The 18,694-nt window shown below is 40.5% G+C and carries 17 protein-coding genes; 7 read left to right on the forward strand and 10 right to left on the reverse strand.

The genetic code is table 11. The features are described from left to right. Positions 1-4: 4 nt before the first annotated feature. Positions 5-697, reverse strand: a complete 693-nt coding sequence (locus P255_RS06840) for an LrgB family protein (RefSeq protein WP_004904893.1) — start codon at positions 695-697, stop codon at positions 5-7. A gap of 14 nt (positions 698-711) precedes the next feature. Continuing rightward, entirely contained in the window at positions 712-1,131 is a 420-nt protein-coding gene (locus P255_RS06845) for a CidA/LrgA family protein (protein ID WP_035365082.1), read from the reverse strand. A 117-nt stretch (positions 1,132-1,248) separates the two neighbouring features. Here P255_RS06845 and P255_RS06850 point away from each other — a divergent pair, with 117 nt between their 5' ends. Then, positions 1,249-2,157 (forward strand): LysR family transcriptional regulator, encoded by a 909-nt coding sequence (locus P255_RS06850; RefSeq protein ID WP_004904888.1) that lies wholly within the window; start codon positions 1,249-1,251, stop codon positions 2,155-2,157. Positions 2,158-2,273: 116 nt separating this feature from the next. On the opposite strand, the gene P255_RS06855 is transcribed toward P255_RS06850, so the two are convergent. The 3 genes from P255_RS06855 to P255_RS06865 all read right to left on the reverse strand — a co-directional run bounded on the left by P255_RS06855 (position 2,274) and on the right by P255_RS06865 (position 5,855). Next, positions 2,274-3,788 (reverse strand): APC family permease, encoded by a 1,515-nt coding sequence (locus P255_RS06855; RefSeq protein ID WP_004904885.1) that lies wholly within the window; start codon positions 3,786-3,788, stop codon positions 2,274-2,276. 115 nt (positions 3,789-3,903) lie between these two features. Beyond that, positions 3,904-4,383 (reverse strand): ester cyclase, encoded by a 480-nt coding sequence (locus tag P255_RS06860; RefSeq protein ID WP_004904884.1) that lies wholly within the window; start codon positions 4,381-4,383, stop codon positions 3,904-3,906. Between the two features lie 38 nt (positions 4,384-4,421). Continuing rightward, on the reverse strand, positions 4,422-5,855 hold the full coding sequence (locus P255_RS06865) for a gamma-aminobutyraldehyde dehydrogenase (protein ID WP_004904882.1): 1,434 nt from the start codon (positions 5,853-5,855) through the stop codon (positions 4,422-4,424). A gap of 419 nt (positions 5,856-6,274) precedes the next feature. Between P255_RS06865 and P255_RS06870 the strand changes: the two genes are divergently transcribed. Beyond that, entirely contained in the window at positions 6,275-6,760 is a 486-nt protein-coding gene (locus P255_RS06870; protein WP_004904879.1) for a hypothetical protein, read from the forward strand. 87 nt (positions 6,761-6,847) lie between these two features. On the opposite strand, the gene pepN is transcribed toward P255_RS06870, so the two are convergent. From pepN to alr, 3 genes are all read right to left on the reverse strand, one after another. After that, positions 6,848-9,454, reverse strand: coding sequence for an aminopeptidase N (pepN, locus tag P255_RS06875; RefSeq protein WP_004904877.1), 2,607 nt, complete (start codon positions 9,452-9,454; stop codon positions 6,848-6,850). Between the two features lie 511 nt (positions 9,455-9,965). Further along, on the reverse strand, positions 9,966-10,325 hold the full coding sequence (locus P255_RS06880) for a RidA family protein (protein WP_004904874.1): 360 nt from the start codon (positions 10,323-10,325) through the stop codon (positions 9,966-9,968). An 11-nt stretch (positions 10,326-10,336) separates the two neighbouring features. Next, positions 10,337-11,434 carry an alanine racemase gene (gene alr, locus P255_RS06885; protein ID WP_004904873.1) on the reverse strand — a complete coding sequence of 366 codons (1,098 nt, stop codon included), beginning with the start codon at positions 11,432-11,434 and terminating at the stop codon, positions 10,337-10,339. A gap of 720 nt (positions 11,435-12,154) precedes the next feature. Here alr and P255_RS06890 point away from each other — a divergent pair. Together P255_RS06890 and P255_RS06895 are read left to right on the forward strand one after the other, a co-directional pair. After that, entirely contained in the window at positions 12,155-12,706 is a 552-nt protein-coding gene (locus P255_RS06890) for an undecaprenyl-diphosphatase (RefSeq protein ID WP_228127537.1), read from the forward strand. Positions 12,707-13,303: 597 nt separating this feature from the next. Continuing rightward, a complete protein-coding gene (locus P255_RS06895) occupies positions 13,304-13,831 on the forward strand; it encodes a lecithin retinol acyltransferase family protein (protein ID WP_004904869.1) in 528 nt (175 codons plus the stop codon). 3 nt (positions 13,832-13,834) lie between these two features. Here the strand turns inward: P255_RS06895 and P255_RS06900 are convergent, their stop codons facing one another. Then, a complete protein-coding gene (locus P255_RS06900) occupies positions 13,835-14,584 on the reverse strand; it encodes a glutathione S-transferase family protein (RefSeq protein WP_004904868.1) in 750 nt (249 codons plus the stop codon). Between the two features lie 245 nt (positions 14,585-14,829). Between P255_RS06900 and ychF the strand changes: the two genes are divergently transcribed. Both ychF and P255_RS06910 read left to right on the forward strand, forming a co-directional pair. After that, entirely contained in the window at positions 14,830-15,921 is a 1,092-nt protein-coding gene (gene ychF, locus P255_RS06905; protein WP_004904866.1) for a redox-regulated ATPase YchF, read from the forward strand. A 381-nt stretch (positions 15,922-16,302) separates the two neighbouring features. After that, a complete protein-coding gene (locus P255_RS06910; RefSeq protein ID WP_004904865.1) occupies positions 16,303-16,767 on the forward strand; it encodes a MarR family winged helix-turn-helix transcriptional regulator in 465 nt (154 codons plus the stop codon). Between the two features lie 46 nt (positions 16,768-16,813). On the opposite strand, the gene P255_RS06915 is transcribed toward P255_RS06910, so the two are convergent. Beyond that, positions 16,814-17,116, reverse strand: coding sequence for a hypothetical protein (locus tag P255_RS06915; protein ID WP_004904863.1), 303 nt, complete (start codon positions 17,114-17,116; stop codon positions 16,814-16,816). Between the two features lie 190 nt (positions 17,117-17,306). Here P255_RS06915 and P255_RS06920 point away from each other — a divergent pair, with 190 nt between their 5' ends. Continuing rightward, positions 17,307-18,686, forward strand: a complete 1,380-nt coding sequence (locus P255_RS06920) for an ABC1 kinase family protein (protein ID WP_004904860.1) — start codon at positions 17,307-17,309, stop codon at positions 18,684-18,686. Positions 18,687-18,694: the final 8 nt, after the last annotated feature.

The raw sequence follows: 18,694 nt of genomic DNA on the forward strand, positions 1-18,694 counted from the left end.
TGATTTAAAGAAACTTAAACCATAAATGTATAGCGACTGGCCCAACTAAAACCATTAAAATTCCCGCAATCACCATGGTTAGACTGGCAATTACACCTTCTTCACTATCACGCTGCTGGGCACGCACTGTACCAAAACCGTGTGCTGCATTACCAAAGGCTGCACCATTGGCAATATTGGAACGCACTTTGGTCATTGCCAAAATAAAGTCACCACATACCATGCCAAACAGCCCCGTAATCAGGGTAAATAAAGAAGCCAATGCCGCTGATCCATGAATATTCTCTGCAAATATCATTGCAAATGGCGTTGAGATCGAACGTGCCATTAAACTATTGGTTACTTCTGGACTAAATTTAAAAATCTGTGCCAACTGATAGGCACTGACAATACCAACACCCATTCCGACCACAATAGCCAACGACAAGACACCCAAATGTTGACGAATCATGTGCCGATAACGATAGATAGGCACAGCAAAGACCACTGTTGCAGGCCCCAACAAATTGACAATCCACTGGGTATCTTGCTGATAGGTCTGATATGACACGCCAAAAATCATCATGAGGATAATCGTCAATACAGGTACTAAAATTGCGGGTGAAAACCAGAGTTTCGGATATCGCTGATAAACTCGTTTTGTGACTACATATGCCACTAGCGTCCAGATTAAGCATAAACCTGCCCAAAGATTCATTATAATGACTCCAGTTAATGCATGCGATGTTGTAAACGCTTACGGACGTGCCAGTATTTTTTCAGGCGATATGTATAGTGAATCGTTAAACTGGTGCTCAGCATCACCAGCATCGTTCCGATTCCGATACTCACCACAATTTGCCAGCCCTCGGTCAGAAATAACTGCTTGTATTGCACTACGGCAACCACAATGGGTACAAAAAACAAAACTAGCTCAGCCAGTACTGCATTTGCCCCAAGTGCCACCTGCTCCAGCTTAACCCAACCTGCAAACAGGCAGATGAGCAATAAAAACATACCCAAAATACCAGAAGAAATCGGCAAGCTAAATTTTTGGTGGATCAGGTTTCCACACCACCAGAAAATGGCCAGCAAACCAAGCTGTGGCAGCAATTTCAACAGTTGAAAACCCATATTCGGCTTTGTGTTCATAGCAAATTTCAAACAACACGTTTAATTCAATACAATGATGTTAAGCAAAAACTGGTATACCAAATATGAATTATTTAATTTAAAATTATTCTATTTTTGAATAATAAAAACTGAATTATGCTGTCATTTAAACTTTTGCGCTGTTTTGTGACTTTGGTGAAAACCAAGAGCTTCACACATACTGCCGATAAACTGCATCTCACCCAGCCAACCATCAGTAAAATGCTCCAGCAACTTGAGGAGCAACTCGGCGTACAGCTCTTAGTGAAAGCTGAATCTGGGCGAAAACGACAAATTGAACTGACTGAAATTGGTGAGCGAATTTACCAGCACGCTTTAGATCTATTGCAAACGCAACAAAATATCTTTCAGGAAATTGAAAACTATCAAGCCTTAAAAACGGGAACGCTGAGGCTTGGGGTTCCACCACTCGGTGCGCAATTGCTCACTCCTGCTCTGTTTGACTACCACCAACAATGGTCAAAGATTGAATTGTCTTTTTTAGAAGTCGGCTCGCGTGGCATTGAGCAAGCCTTGTTGAACAATGAACTGGATGTCGGGGTATTATTACAACCTTTCGATACCAATATTTTTAATGCCATAGAGTTGTGTGATTATCCTTTAATGGTGTTATTGCGCCGTGATTCATTATGGGCAACCCGCACATCCATTCGCCTAGAAGAATTGCAACAGCAGTCATTTTTGATGTTTCCTGAGAACTTCTCGCTCAACAGTATCATTATGAATGCCTGTCAACACTATGGCTTTGAACCAAACATTGTCTGCAAAACCAGCCAGTGGAATTTGTTGGCTGACATGGTTTTGCAGCGCATGGGAATTGCACTGCTGCCTCAATATTATACCAATATGCTTGATCCACACTTGTTTGCAGCAGTTCCATTACAGCAGCCTTATATTCGTTGGCACTTGTTTATGGCATGGAGAAAAAATTATGCCATTTCACCTGCGGTTCAGGCATGGATTAAAATCGTGCAACAACACTTTCCACATAAAAGACCCGATTAAGCAAAATGTGCTTGTGCGCTTGGTTTTGAAATTGCTGCAACAAAAGTTACAGCTTCATTTAAGTTTAACATTTCAAAGATGATGAAAATTGCAGGCATGTCACCTGCAACCCTTTTTTATACGTTAGATTTGGCCCGAAGCTGAGCAGCATATGCTACTGCATCGTCTTCTGGTGCTTGCGATTTGTTATATGGTTTTGCTACAAACATGTAGATTAGACCACTACCAATCACAAAACCAAGACCGATCAAGACAATCCAGCGATCAACAAACGAGTTTCCTGTTGCAGGTTGCGCCAACAAATAGATCGCGAAAATACCGTATGCCAGTGCTAAGATGTTGATGATCATCCCCCAAGCACCAACGGTCCATTCACCTGCTGGTTTCCAGCCTTTAAAACGCTGACGCAATGCTGCTAGTACTACCATCTGGAATGCACAATAAATCCCGATCACGGCAAATGCAGTAATACGTGCCAAGCTATCTGGCTGGAAGTACACTAAGAAACACAACAAAATCGGTAAGATACAGCTCACAATCATGGCGTGGTCAGGTACACCTTGTTTTGACAATTTTGCCATCCAGTGGCTATTTGGCAACATTTCATCACGTGCAAATGAGAACACCAAACGGCTTAAAGCAGCTTGTAATGACAAAATACATGACAACATCGCCACAATCGCAACCACGATAAAAATGTTCGCGCCCGTTGTCCCCAATGCTTCATTTAAAATCGCAGGAATTGGGTCAGTCACTTTACCTGATACGATTTTCAGCAAATTCGGTGATGCCATCAAATAACCGAGTACCGATAAAATCGCAGACACCGCACCAAAAACAATACTTAAAATCATCGCCACAGGAATTTGACGGCTTGGGTTTTGCACTTCTTCGGCCACGTTACCACAGGCTTCAAAACCGAAGAACATGAACAAGCCCAACAAAGATGCTGACATGAAAGCGCTAAAGTAAGAACCATTACTCGCCAACACGCCCATCGAATCAAATACCACAGAGAATGGCTGCGCACGGTGGAAAATCAGCAAGTATAAACCTAAGCCAATCACACTCAAGATTTCACACCAAAACCCGATTCGTGCAACACGTGCCAAGTTTTTTGTGCCTGACATGTTCACCACCATAATCACCAACAGCAAAATCACTGAAGTGATGAGGCTATTCATGGCAGTCGGAGCGAAATGCAACAGTGACAACACAAAACCACTACTGTATTCCACAATCGAAGTGACTGTGACCACCAAAGCCCAGAGATAAATCCAAGCTGCCATCCACGCGTATTTACGCCCCCACAAACGGCGTGCCCACGGATACAATCCGCCTGTAATGGGATACTGCGATGCGGTTTCCCCAAATACTACCGCCACCAACAACTGTCCAATTGCAACAATTAAAATCCACCAAATCGATGGTGGCCCCGCCAAAGTAATCGCCAGTGCAAACAGCGAATACACGGCCGTCAATGGTGATAAATAAGTAAAGCCCAACGAAAAATTTGAAATCAGACCAATCGAGCGTTCAAACTGGGTAGCTTCTTGATCTACTGCATGTGCGATGTGTTTGACTTCATCGACTACCAGCCCCACATCTTCTTTAATCGAATGTTTTGTCATGTTATTTCCTGATCTTGCCCCCTGTCTTTTGCCACAAATAGCTCATGAACAGGTGTGCTCGGAATTGCCAGAATGGATATTGGGTATCTCCTAACCCAATATCCAGATGATCGCCTTACCAACCCAATTGTTTGTTAAAACCTAAAGCATCGTAGTAGTCGCCCTGATAGGTAATTTTGCCGTTGTGAATACGCACAAAACTCACCCCTTCAAAGGACAATGGTTTCCCCGTTGCAGGCGTTTCTGCACTCCATGCGCCTGTATTGGTTCCACTAAAACGCCACTGAAAAGCAATACCATCTTTACTGACCAGTGGCTTACTGATCATTTCCCATTTCAGATTCGGTACGGCCCCAACAAAAACTTTAATCACATTATCTCGTGCAGCAACCCGCCCTTTTTGCGGAGTGCCAACTGTAACATCATAGTAAACGGCATCTTGAGCCAAATATTTCGATGCTTTTTCAGCATCATGTGCATTCCACGCTGCCATATACGCTTTAATGACTTTTTGTGGATCTTCCTGTGCAGCATGTGCTGCACCAACCAACGCCATTAAGGTCATAAAACTAAAAGTACGTACTGTCTGTTGCATGTTGTTCTCCCTGATCGGAAATTTATTTTTGTTTAAAATTAATCTTCGTAAGCACTCATGACATGTTTGATACGGGTATATTCCTCAAAACCGTAGCCCGATAAATCTTTGCCATAACCTGATTTTTTAAAACCGCCATGTGGCATTTCTGCAGTGAGTGGGATATGGGTATTAATCCACACCGTACCAAAATCCAAATCGCGTGACAGACGCATAGCGCGTGAGTGATCTTTCGTCCACACACTCGATGCCAAACCATATTCCACATCATTGGCTTTGTCTAAAGCATCAGCTTCATCGCTAAATTTCTGCACGGTAATAACTGGCCCAAAAACTTCGGTTTGTACCACTTCATCATGCTGTGCCAAACCTGTGATGACCGTTGGTTCAAAATAGAACCCCGCCTGCCCAACTTTTTTCCCGCCTGTTTCAATTTTGGCGTGTGCGGGTAAGCGTTCAATAAAACCTTGTATCCGTTTTAATTGCCCTTCATTGTTAAGCGCGCCATATAAAGCATCCTGATCATCTGGCAGACCAAAATGAGTGTTTTTAGCAGCTTGGACGAGTTTTTCTACAAACTGGTCATGCACCTCATCAGCAACCAGAACACGAGTCGCTGCAGTACAGTCTTGGCCTGCATTGAAGTACCCTGCCAAGGCTATATGTTCAGCGGCTTTGTCCAAGTCCGCATCATCAAAAATCAAGACAGGCGCTTTACCGCCGAGTTCCAAATGTGCTTTGGCAAGATTGGCGGCTGCCGATGCCGCCACCTGCAACCCTGCACGTACTGAACCTGTGATAGAAACTAAGGCAGGGATACGATGCGATACTACCAACGCACCGGCTTCAGCATTGCCCAGTACGACGTTAAACGCGCCTTTTGGAAATAAGGGTGCAGCCAGTTCTGCCAGTAACAAGGTGCTTTCTGGCGTGGTATCACTCGGTTTGAGTACTACTGTATTGCCTGCGGCTAAAGCAGGAGCAATTTTCCAGACCGCCATTAAAAATGGATAATTCCACGGCGCAACCTGCCCAACCACACCCAAGGGTTCACGGCGAATGCTTGACGTGGTTCCTTGTAAATATTCCCCTGTCGATTTACCTTCTAGACAACGTGCTGCACCAGCAAAGAAACGAATTTGGTCAGCGGCGGTGGCGACTTCTTCAGAAGCAATCAAATGTTTGAGCTGCCCCGTGTTGCGGCTTTGTGCTTCCACAAGACGCTCTGCATTTTGTTCAATCACATCTGCCAACGCCAACAATGCTTTTTGACGAACAGATGGTGTAGTTTTCCCCCACACGGCAAATGCAGACTTAGCCGCCTGATAAGCAGCATTGACCTCAGCTTCGGTCGCATTTGGTGACTGAGCATAAACATCACCTGTTACTGGGCTAATCAGATCAAAGTACGCTCCCCCAAGTGGTTCAACGTATTCCCCATTAATAAAATGTTTTAACTTTAACGTGCTCATTGTGTTGTTCATTCCCTATGTACAGTTATTAAAAATAATACCTATAATGTTATATGTATTATTTTTAAAATTTTCTGTCAATCATTTTTGTTGAAATTTTTGTTTTTTATTTCGTCAAATTACATCGGAAACCAAATGCGCGCAGAACATGCTAAAACCACCTCATTCTGAGCAGGTCAAAACAACTATGCAACTCAAGGACGTGCCAATACTGTGCTTGCAACAAACTTCGTATAAGACATGACATTTACACAAAACCTTAAAAAAGCGATGCAGGAAAACTGTTTAGGTACAAGGATGTTTTTTTAGATTTTATTTGAGTTAAACTCAAAGATATTTGATAAAAATACATAAAATCATATTTTTAGTTTTAATAAATTCACATAAAATAAATTAAATATCAGCGCATGAGCCGCAACATGAAATATTCTGTTCTCCTTAGCATACTGATCGGCTGTCTTTTATCGACAACGGCACAAATTCATGCGAATCCTGTCTATTCTGTGAATATTTTAAATCGCCCTTGGAACTGCTCATTTTATAATGGTTATCAAGTTCCGATTTATCTCGATCCAAATCTCAACAATGTTGGCGTAGCAGGAAATAGCCCACCGCATATTGTTTTAAACCCAGTTGTCATGAATCAGTTTTCACCGAACATGCAAATATTTTGGTTGGCACACGAATGTGTTCATGCAACCTATCAACCTGTTTCTACAAATGAAAATCAGGAAATGACTGCAGACTGCATTGCAATTAAACAGTTAAGACAATTGAATTTAAGCCCAAGAGAAGTCAATGAAATTGCTTGGCAAACTTTGCCTTTGCTTGGCAGTACACATACGGGGCACTTACCTGGCCCACTGAGAGCGCAGCATATTATGCAATGCTATATGTCACCTTAGAGAAATAATCCTCAATAAAAAGTGCTATTTCCCCAACTCAATTGGGGAAATAGCACTCATTTTTACACGTCAATATATCTAATAAAATTAAATACTAAGCATACTATTTAAAGTTTCAGCCACATTTTTAGATTTCACCTGCGCTTTCAAATCCAGCAACTGCTGTTGTACTGTTGAACGCTGCGGTTCTGCCAATGTGTACCAACGCGATAACACTTGCAGCATACGTGAACCTACAATCGGGTTTTTCTCATCCAGATACCGAGCAAGCTCAATAAAGTGCTGCACCCCGAAACTCCATGTATTGACTGGATGGCTATTTAAACCGCCACTCACCGCACGAATACGGTTTGGTGTTCCCAAATCATAATCAGGGTGTGAGGTTAAATACTGAATGGTTTGGGCATTAGCTTTTGGATGTGCAGCTTGCAACATAAACCATTGATCCAGTGCCAATGCTTCATCATTAAAGCGATTATAAAAATCATCAATACACGCTTTGGCTTGTGGTGCATCATTCCACAGCAACACTTTCAACGCACCCAAACGCTCAGACATGTTGAGAGTGGTTTGATACTGTTCTTCTGCCCAAGTAAAGGCATCTGCATCACCCTGACGCGCCATATAGCTCAGTGCAATATTTTTCAAGGCACGTTCACCCATTGCCTGTGAAAATTCATTTTGCAGGTCTGGATCAAGCGCCTGATACGTCTCTTTCCAGAAAGTGCCCATTTCACGGGCAAAAGTATCTAATAAAGCATTCCGTTTGCTTTGAACGACTTCTGGTTGGTAGTTCTGATCAATACGGCTACCCAAATAACCTTCAGCAGGCACATCCAGTAAACGTGATGCCAACAACGGATCACGCTGCACTAGTTCAGGTAAAGTATTTTTCAAAGCTTGAATATAAGCTTGAGCAGAATGATCTTCGAGTAAAATTCGTTCTAGCAAGGTTTGGGTTGCTTGCCACTGATTGAAACCATTGGTTTCATGCTGGATTAAAAATGCCAGTTCATCATTCGAATAGTCAAAATCCAGATTCACAGGTGCAGAGAAATTACGCAGCAATGACACCACAGGCTGTTCCGTCACGCCCGTAAATTCAATCGTTGCCCGATCCTGATCAAACAAATACACGCCATCTTTGACGTTATTTACAAACAGGTCGGCTGAACGCAAGGTATATTGTTCACCTGTATTGGCATTAAACAGCGCCAATGCCACAGGAATCGGCACAGCTTTTAGATTTGGGTATTTTGGATGTGCTTTTAGGCTTTGTTTCAGGCTCAAACGATAAGTCTGAGTCGCTGCATCATATTCACCTTTGGCTTCCAGTTTTGGCGTTCCAGGTTGATTGTACCAGTTTAAAAATGCCGATAAATCCACACCTGAGCCTGCTGAAAGCGCAGCCACCCAATCTTCGACTGTGACGGCTTGACCATCGTGACGGCGGAAGTATTCGTCTGTACCCTGACGGTATTTTTCCTGACCAAGCAAGGTCGACATCATGCGGTTAATTTCCGCACCTTTTTCATAGACTGTTGCAGTATAAAAGTTGTTGATTTCAACAAAATGATCAGGACGTGGTGGATGTGACAGTGGGCCAGCATCTTCAGGGAACTGATGCGATTTGAGCACTGCAACATCATCAATACGCTGCACCGCAGCCGACTGCAAATCTTCCGAAAAAGACTGGTCACGGAACACCGTTAAACCTTCTTTTAAGCACAACTGGAACCAGTCACGGCAGGTAATACGGTTGCCTGTCCAGTTATGGAAATATTCATGTGCAATGACCGACTGTACACGCATAATTGCGGCATCGGTGGTGTATTCTTCATCGGCAAGCACACAAGAGGTATTAAAGATATTTAAACCTTTATTTTCCATTGCACCCATGTTGAATTGGCTCACCGCTACAATCATATAGTTATCGAGATCATAAGCGCGACCATAATGCTCTTCATCCCAACGCATGGAGTGTTTCAGCGCTTCCATCGCGATGTGGCATTTTGGAATATCTTTTTCAATTGCATAAATTTCTAAAGCAACATCACGCCCTTCTGAAGTCACGTAACGGTCTCTCAGCACAGCCAAATCACCAATCACACAGGCAAACAGGTAGCTTGGTTTTTTGGTTGGATCTTGCCACAGCGCATAATGACGACCTTCACCTGCTTCACCCGTTTCCAACAAGTTACCATTGGCCAGCAAGACAGGATATTTTTTATCGGCTTCAACACGTGTGGTAAAGACAGATAAAACGTCTGGGCGGTCAGGATAGAAGGTAATTTTGCGGAAACCTTCAGGTTCATTTTGCGTGACAAACAAATCACCCGCCTGATACAAGCCTTCTAGCATAGTGTTGCTTTCAGGGTGGATAACCACTTGGGTCTGAATCGTTGCCTGATCAGGCACATTCGACAACACCAATTGCTCAGCATCAAGTTGATACTCAGCCTCAGTCAGCAAATCACCATTTAAACGAATTGATTTGAGTTCCAGATCTCGCCCTAGCAGCACCAAATCTCCTGCTGTTTGACGCTTTATATTTAACGTTGCATCCACAATCGTGTGGTCGTCATAGACTCGAATGTCTAAATCAATCGAATCGACAAGAAAGCTTGGTTTTTGATAATCTTTTAAATAAACCGTTTGATCGGCTTCAACCACTGGATTTGCTGCAATATTCATATATCGTCCTAATTTTTTTCTGAACTCAACACCACATGACTTGATCATACTTGGTGTTATTTCAGTTGTCTTTAACTGTCGCAGATTAATATTGGGCAATTTGCAGCATTTTCAATTGAATTCGATTTTAGTGATGAAATCACGCACAGTTTTACTTATCAAAAATCTTCATATTTATATGATTCGCGATGATTGAACTCAAGATAAATCGTCCAGTATTGTTGATCAGTAAATCTTGGAATAACGACATGGATGAAAAGAGAAAGAAAAAATTTAATGAGGACTGATATTACTTTGCGTTCACAGCGCTTTAGGAATCACCTCTTTATAGATTTAATTACAGAAAGCTCATAAAACTTGTTATTTTTCCTCGTTGTGAAGTGAACAATCGCGAATAAGGAGAGTCTGATGACAAATGGCTGGGTAATGTTGCTCCATATTCTTGTTTGCAATCTAGACATGCCCCGATTTGATTAAATAAAAACATGTCTAGATTGCACGATTAACAAACTCAGATTTGAGCCGCTGTAACCGCAATTTCAATTAACCAGTTCGGGTTAACTAAATCTGCTTGAATGGTCGCACGCGCAGGAGTTGCATTGCCTTTTAACCAATCCACCCAGATTGCGTTAAATTTTGGGAAATCTTCTAGATTTTTGATGAAAACCTGAGCAGAAATCAACTTGGTTTTGTCAGTGTTTGCCAAAGCCAACAACTCATCAATTGTCGCCAAGATTTCTTTGGTTTGACCTTCAATATCCAAATCGGTGTTTTTAGGTACTTGGCCAGATAAATAAACAACGCTATTGAATACAGTTACTGCACTCATGACTTCAGTTGTTTTAAAATGCTCAATGCTAGAATTTGACATGTGTTATTTCTCTACGGTTGATTTAAAAAAGTAACTCGTGATGTGACAGCGCACATCAGTTCATAGCCGACTGTTCCAGATGCGCTCGCGACTTCGTCAATCGGTAAAATTGTGCCAGAAGAAGATTTGCCCCAAAGTACAACTTCACTACCCACTTGTGCATCGCTAATATGGGTGACATCGACAGCAAGCATATCCATACTCACTCGACCAATCAGTCGAGTTCGAACCCCATTCACCAGAACTGGCGTACCTGTTGGTGATACACGTTGATATCCATCTGCATAACCACAAGCCACAATCCCGATTTTCATTGGCGCTTCTGTAGTGAAAGTCGAACCATAGCCAATCGTTTCATGATCTTGCAAATCCTGAATTGCGATTAATTCACTTTTCAGCGTCATGGTTGGTTTCAAATTCCAGTCATGGATGGTATGTGTTGGATAATCTGGTGAACTGCCGTAAAGCACAATGCCGCTACGTACATAATCTGAATGAAGCTTGTAGCGAAGAATGGCAGCACTATTACTGATTGAGCGTTTACCAGGCAAATCTTTAACGGTTTCTTCAAAGGTTTCTAATTGATAATGAATGCCTGGTTTTCCTAAACGCTCACCATCTGCATCGGAAAAATGCATCATATGCGTGATGCTTTTAATTGCAGGATTTAAATGTAATTGATTCCAAGTACTTACATATTCGCTCGGTTTAAAGCCTAAACGGTTCATACCACTATTCATTTTTAAAAATACATCAAATTGAGCAGGATATTGGTGTTGCTGAACCCATTTCACCTGTGTTTCATTATGAATCGCAAAACTCAAGTTATATTGAGTGCAATCAAAAAGGTCTTGAGGTGAGAATATCCCTTCGAGCAATATGATCGGCCCTTCCCATCCTAAAGCACGTAACTTTTTCGCTTCAGCAATATCGAGTAGCGCGAAGCCATCCGCTGTTTTAAATGCATTGTAAACATTCTCAATGCGATGACCATATGCGTTTGCTTTGACTACGGCAAAGACCTGACTATTTTCAACGGTACTGCGAACCATAGCCAAGTTATGTGCTAATGCTTCATGATGAATAATTGCCGTAATTGGACGTGACATCGTTTATTCCCAACCTGTATTTGAAATCTTGATGAATGACGGTTTAGCCTTTTCACCAATTTCTAGATGTTGCTCTCTAAATAAATAACTAAAAGAAGAAGGTTTGACGTACTGAGATGATCATTTGCATCGCGTCCACGACCAAAAAACACATAGAAAATAAAAGTATATTTTCCATTGCTTGATCTTCAAGGTGATGTAAATCGTTGGCTGTATAAAATAATAAATTCTGGGGCTTAAGCCCGAAATCTATTTTGATTCATCCAATGAATCTACGCGTAATAACCCGTCTAATCCTAGTTAATTCAACTAGTATATTTTTAAATAAATAGGTGATTTCACTATTTTTATAGCAAATTTATAGATAATTTATTTATTTTTCTCGTCTTGGTTAGAAAAAGCCAATAATTTTTTTATAGCGCGCACTGAATGATGCTGAGAATTTAGCTCGAAACGCTATTGAGAACAGTTCTGCGATTGTGAATATTCAACAATCCTAGAGTGTATTCGGATTTGACTTTGCACCAAATCAAAGCAATCTCAATCATAGACTAAAAGTTTTTGGCAACTAGCGTGCAGGCGATTGAAAATTAATTCACTATTCTTATTATTTTCATTCAATTAAAATCTAAGCAAAGCTTAATATTGCCGTCATTCAATTGGCGGCCAAGTTAAATAAAAAGCACAGTGCTTTTTTCTGAGGTCATGATGTCACTAGAAATGCTTAATTTCCAATTATTTGGACTTATCAATGCATCAGCAAATCCAAATCCCTTGTTGGTTAAATTTGCAATTTTTATCTCGCATGATCTTGTCACTATATTTGTCATTGGATTATTGGCTCTCACCTTCTTTCGTCCTAAACGTTTTAAAATTCCAGCCATCAAGGCAGCAGTTTTTACAGCGATTACCTCTATCATCGCAGCCCTGATTGACAAATTTTATTATCATCCTCGGCCTTTTGCGCTTAATTTGGGACACAAACTGATTCACCATGCGGCAACCAATTCTTTTCCAAGCCACCATATGCTTGCTATGAGCAGCATGGCATTGGCATTTTTATTATTTAGCCGCGAAAAATTAGTCGGCAGTATTTGCCTCGCACTGGCTTGGCTTGTGGGCTGGTCACGCGTGTATCTTGGCGTACATTTTCCTGTTGATATTATCGGCGCATTTTTACTGGCTTTATTTATCAACATCTTAGGTAACTTGGTGTTATGCAAATACTTGGAATTTCGAAAGTCCCAACAAAAACCATCTGCTCATACCTAACAAGATCGCCTCAAAGATTCGTATATGATTTAAGGAGATAATTTCTCATCTCCTTAAACCCATAAAATAACAAAAATAATTAATTTAAAATATAAATCAAAAACTTAAACTTATTTTTATTTTTCTAAACATAGAGAGAGCAGCATTTTGTAGTCAGATATTTCTCACAGCAAAACTCAACAGATTGCTGTATTTCAATCATCAAATTGAGATGAGCTTACCGACAAAATAGGTTCTTTGAGATTTTTTCAATTGCTCATCTTTAAAGCAAATGCTTAAGCATAAATTTTAGCGCCATCTAGTCATAAAACACTTTTTATGTCGCCGTATAGCCAATGTAAAAAATAAAGTACAAACTATAATCAATCAGGTTAATCACTGTTTCTTTTACATTTTAAGTTTCTAAAAATTAATCTCATGCATAACAAACCGTTATTCATTGATTGATCAAATCTTCACCTTGTAAAGATGCAAATCTGCAACAAAGCTTCTGATAAATGTCCACACTCAACCTGAGTGATTTAGTCCGAATTATGCTATGCTCTTGCCGATTCACCTAACCCTTGGCTTTATAAATCTTTGTAGTGTAAAGAGAATATGGCGAAAGTCCCTTTCAACGTTGGTACACATCTGATTGTGAAACACTTTGGTTACACCCATCACGGTATTTATGCAGGACGTGGGCGTGTCATTCATTATTCTGGTTTTGCACATCTGTTTAAGAAAAAACCCATTGAAATGACCAGCCTTGCCCAGTTCTCGCATGGTAAAAAGATTCTGGTTCGCCATTATCAACAGCCAAAATACAAAGGACGAGCAGTGGTTCGGCGTATGCGCTCACGCATGCACGAAAACAGCTATCACCTCATTATCAATAATTGCGAACACTTATGCAGTTGGGCAATTACAGGTCTGGAAAGTAGCCCTCAAGTCATTAAAATGATGAATAGACTCACCACAATTGGCTATGTAAGCTCTATTATGAGTTATATGAATAGCCTGTTCTTAACCATCGCAACGACCAGTTTTGCACTGGTGTTATACATCAAAAAGAAACTGCGTGACAAAGCCAAAACTCAGCTCCCTACTCATTTGACCTACAAGCAAGAACCTAAAAATAAATAACGACTAAATACCGTGCCAGTCGACACGCGCATTACGCTCGGTTGCATAGATCTGCATCACATATTGCCCAATCGGCAAGTTTTGTAATTGTAATGAAAAGGCATAAGCCTCGTCAGAAATCCTATCAAAACTGTCAAGCTCCCATGGTGTTCCTGCAATATTTAACAAGGGAGCCAGCATTGAACATACCGAGATATCAGCCAGTGTTAGGCGCTCAGCGAGCAAATAGCGAGGCTGTGTTGTAAATTTTTCAGCGAAGGTCAAAATATATTGTTTAGATTCTGCCAGTCTTTCCGCATCTAGTTGAAAACCATGACTAATTAAGGTTTTCACCAAAGGTTTGGAGTATTTTTTTAATTTACGTAAATAACCACTTTCACCCAACAAAGTATCTAATGAAGTATTATTGCGGACAATCATTTGTGACCACACCCAGTGACGCACGTGTACACCGAGTAAATTGGCTTCATGATTAAGATGTAAAACTTCTTCGCGCAGCCCAAAACGGTTTGGCAGCAGATTATGCTCTGGGTAGGTTTCATCCAGATAACGGGCAATCTCGGTCGAGTCCGCAATCCAGTGAGTGTCATCCTTTAAAATAGGCAAATTATTTTGCCCGGTTTTCAGGCGTGCAAATGCCCGATGAAAGCCTGGAACCAGATTATGAGCAACAAAATCCAGCTCTTTATGATCGAGTAACCAACGCGCTTTTTCACAAAAATGTGACAATGGAAATTGGTATAAAGTGCGCATAGAACTCTCCTGTTCATCACAGTTTTAATTATAAATTCGGGCATACCTTATTACTTTAGTTAGGAAACTGAGCAAACTCAATGCCCTTTTGTACCGAGTTAAACATGCAAATGTTCCAAAATAAAAACATTCATGCACTTTTTATATGATAGATAACCCATCATCACTCGATCATCACCTGACTTTAACGCTGCTTTGTTGTAAAATCACTAGCAATTTTACATAACAACTTTTGTGAGTCTTGCATGGGTTTTAATTGTGGTATTGTTGGTTTACCAAACGTCGGAAAATCAACGCTTTTTAATGCATTAACCAAAGCTGCGATTGCTGCGGAAAACTTTCCATTTTGTACCATTGAACCCAACACAGGGATTGTGCCTGTTCCAGATGCACGTTTAGACAAATTGGCAACGATCGTCAATCCTCAACGTATCCTACCAACAACAATGGAATTCGTAGATATTGCAGGGCTTGTCGCTGGCGCATCTAAAGGTGAAGGTTTAGGTAACCAGTTCTTGGCAAATATTCGCGAAACCGATGCGATTGCCCACGTAGTGCGTTGTTTTGAAGATGAAAACGTCATTCACGTCAACGGTAAAATCGATCCGCTAGACGATATTGCCACGATTAACACTGAACTTGCACTTGCGGACATGGACACTGTAAGCAAGTCTTTAACCCGTTTAGCCAAAGTTGCTAAAAGCGGTGACAAAGAAGCAATTGCAACCAAAGCTATTCTAGAAAAAATCCTGCCTTTACTTGATGAAGGTAAACCTGCCCGCGCTGCGGATTTGTCTGATGATGATCGTAAACTATTACGTGGTTATGGTTTACTCACTCTCAAACCAACCATGTATATTGCCAATGTCGCAGAAGATGGTTTTGAGAACAACCCACATCTTGATGCTGTGCGTAAACTGGCAGAAGAAGAAAATGCGATTGTTGTACCATTATGCAACCAGATCGAAGCTGAAATTTCTTTGCTTGAAGATGATGAACGTGCTGAATTTCTCGAAGCTATGGGCATGCAGGAACCAGGTTTAAATATCGTTATTCGTGCAGGCTATAGCTTACTTGGCTTACAAACCTACTTTACTGCAGGTGTGCAAGAAGTTCGCGCTTGGACAGTTAAAGTGGGTGCAACTGCGCCACAAGCGGCAGGTGTGATTCACACCGACTTTGAGAAAGGTTTTATTCGTGCAGAAGTTGTCGCTTATAACGACTTTGTACAGTACAACGGCGAAGCTGGAGCAAAAGAAGCTGGAAAATGGCGTCTTGAAGGAAAAACTTACATCGTACAAGATGGCGATGTCATGCATTTCCGTTTTAACGTCTAAATAAATCATATCAAGGTCAGGAAAACACTTTCCTGACCTGTTTTATATCGCTAAATTTCTAAAGTTCACCATTAAAAAAGTATTTTTGTAAAACCCCATTTTATAATTTATAAAATTTTGACGTGATATCCAATTCAACAATTAGAGCCATACCTGAAAATCAGTTTTTAACTCGATTAAAACTATTTCATCATATTTTATATCTCATTTGTATTTAGACTATAAAAAGAAAGCAAAAAGATTAAGAAAATATATCTATTACTTTTATTTATAAAGTATTATTTCAAAGAAGATAAATTTTACATTTTTGTATAATATTTACTTTTTACGTGATTTTGTTCACAATATAATCACAAGTAATATAAAAAAGGCTGGCGACACATGAGCAAAAAATACGCGAAATATTTACCCGCTTCGGATAATATTCAGACCAGCAACTTTCCATTTTACTGGATTACCCAAATTCATCAAAAGTATGTCGAGAATGTCGATCACGTCCTCAAAAAATATGGAATGGATAACTCTCGTCGCCGTGTATTAGCTGCATTATTAACTAGACCCAATGCCAGTGTTTCTGAATTATCAGAAGTTCTCATATCAAAAATGTCAACGACAACAAAACTCGTTTATCGTCTTAAAGATGAAGGTTATGTTGATACCCATTCATGCCCTGAAGATGCTCGCATTACTCGTGTCGTACTTACTCAAAAGGGACAAGATATGCTTGAAAAAATTAATGATTTAACAGGTATTGTGCTCGAAGAGGCATTCACAGGACTAACACCATTGCAAATTGAAAAATTGCTTGCTCAATTACAGCATATTTTCAAAAATCTTTCGCATTAACTTGATTTTGATTACAAAACCCACCGAATAGTCGTGAGTTAAATTATTATATTCTGTATTTGACTTTAAATAATTCACGTTTTTCAAGGCGTGTTTTATTTTCGGTAATATGCTGAAGAATCATATCTTGCACCCGCTCATGCGTAAAACCAAGTGCATAACCTTTTACAATAACCTGACTTGGCAAACTAAAGAAAAAATATTTTAGATCTTCTTCTTGCATATCAGGAAAGATCTGTTGACGCTCCAATAAATGCTTCAATGCCTGTTTTTCTTGTTGTACCCGCACCGACGAATCATTCCAGTAATGTTTACGCATTGCCATCAGATTATTATGCTTATAGCTCACATTTGTCTCCCCTGCCGCTATTGATTGTATTGTAGTTATATTATGAACATACTTTTAACAACAGTACAAAACACTGCAAAATCCCACAAGAATCTCGACATTCAACGGTTTTAATACGCACGAAAAGCTTTTTTTTCGTTACAATAAAAGGCTTATGCTCAAATTTCCGTTCTCTTAAGGATTGTGTTCGATGTCAGATCAGAAAGATAAGTTAAAGAATTTAAAAACATCTTCTATAGATCGACGTTTATCCATTGTAAAAGCATCTTTATTGGCAGGTACACGCTGGGCAACATCGAATGCTACCACTATCTTTTCAAGTGACGAAGAAAAAGAGCGTAAGCGCAAAAAAGCACTCAAAGAGCAAGCAGACTATTTAGTTTCTGAAATTGGCAAACTCAAAGGCTCAATTGTTAAAATTGGGCAAATGATGGCACTCTACGGTGAACACTTTCTCCCTGACGAAATCACCCAAGCCTTAAGCACTTTAAATAATCAAACAATGGCACTGGAATGGAGCGCTATTCAACCTCACTTAAAAAATGAGCTGGGTGAAAAATATTATGAGCTAGAAATCAATCCAGAACCGATTGGTACAGCATCCTTGGCGCAGGTTCATCGTGCCAAAAGAAAATCGGATGGTTTAGATATTGCACTCAAAATACAATATCCAGGTGTTGCCAATGCTATTGATTCAGATATGAATCTATTTAGAAGCATGATTCGGCTCACCAATATGGTGCCTCAAACCCGTGAATTTGATCAATGGTTTGAAGAAGTGCGTGAAATGATGCATCGAGAAGTGAGTTACGATGTTGAAGCGGCAACGACACAGCGTTTTGCTCAATATCTAGAACATGACCACCGCTATATTGTGCCTCAAATCATTGATCGTTATTGTACCCAGCAAATTCTGTGCATGAGCTTTGAAGAAGGCATTCCCGTCAATAGCCCTGTCATGCTCGCATTACCACAAGAACGCCGCAATCAGCTTGGTGAAGCCTCTCTTGAAATTGCTATTCGTGAGTTGTTTGAATGGGGTGAAATGCAAACCGACCCTAATTTTGGTAATTACCTTGTTCGATTAGGCAATGGACAAGATATTCCCGACAAAATTGTACTTTTAGATTTTGGTGCCATTCGCCAGTTTGACCAGAACCTACTCGATGTGGCACATAACCTGATTAGTGCAGGTTATCAGCACAACCTCGAACAAATGGTACAGGCCATGACGGGTTATGATTTCTTTAACAACATTCCTGCCAGTATCAAACCAGATATGGCAAAAGTATTTTTGCTGGCTACCGAACCATTTAGCAGTTTGCAAAATAACCCAGACCTTCCAGCAGGAGTGATGGACGAACACAACCGCTATAACTGGAAAGCCAGCCAACTACATAGCCGTGTCATGCAACGCGCAAGCAAATCAATGGCTTCACGTTATTTTAGTGTTCCACCTAAAGAGTTTATGTTTATTAGTCGTAAGTTCATTGGTGCATATACGTTTATGACTGTTTTAGATGCGCAGACCAATATTCGAAAAATGGTTACCCCTTTTCTGCGATCATAAAAAAGAAA

It is taken from the genome of Acinetobacter brisouii CIP 110357, assembly GCF_000488275.1.
Classification (GTDB): Bacteria; Pseudomonadota; Gammaproteobacteria; order Pseudomonadales; family Moraxellaceae; genus Acinetobacter; species Acinetobacter brisouii.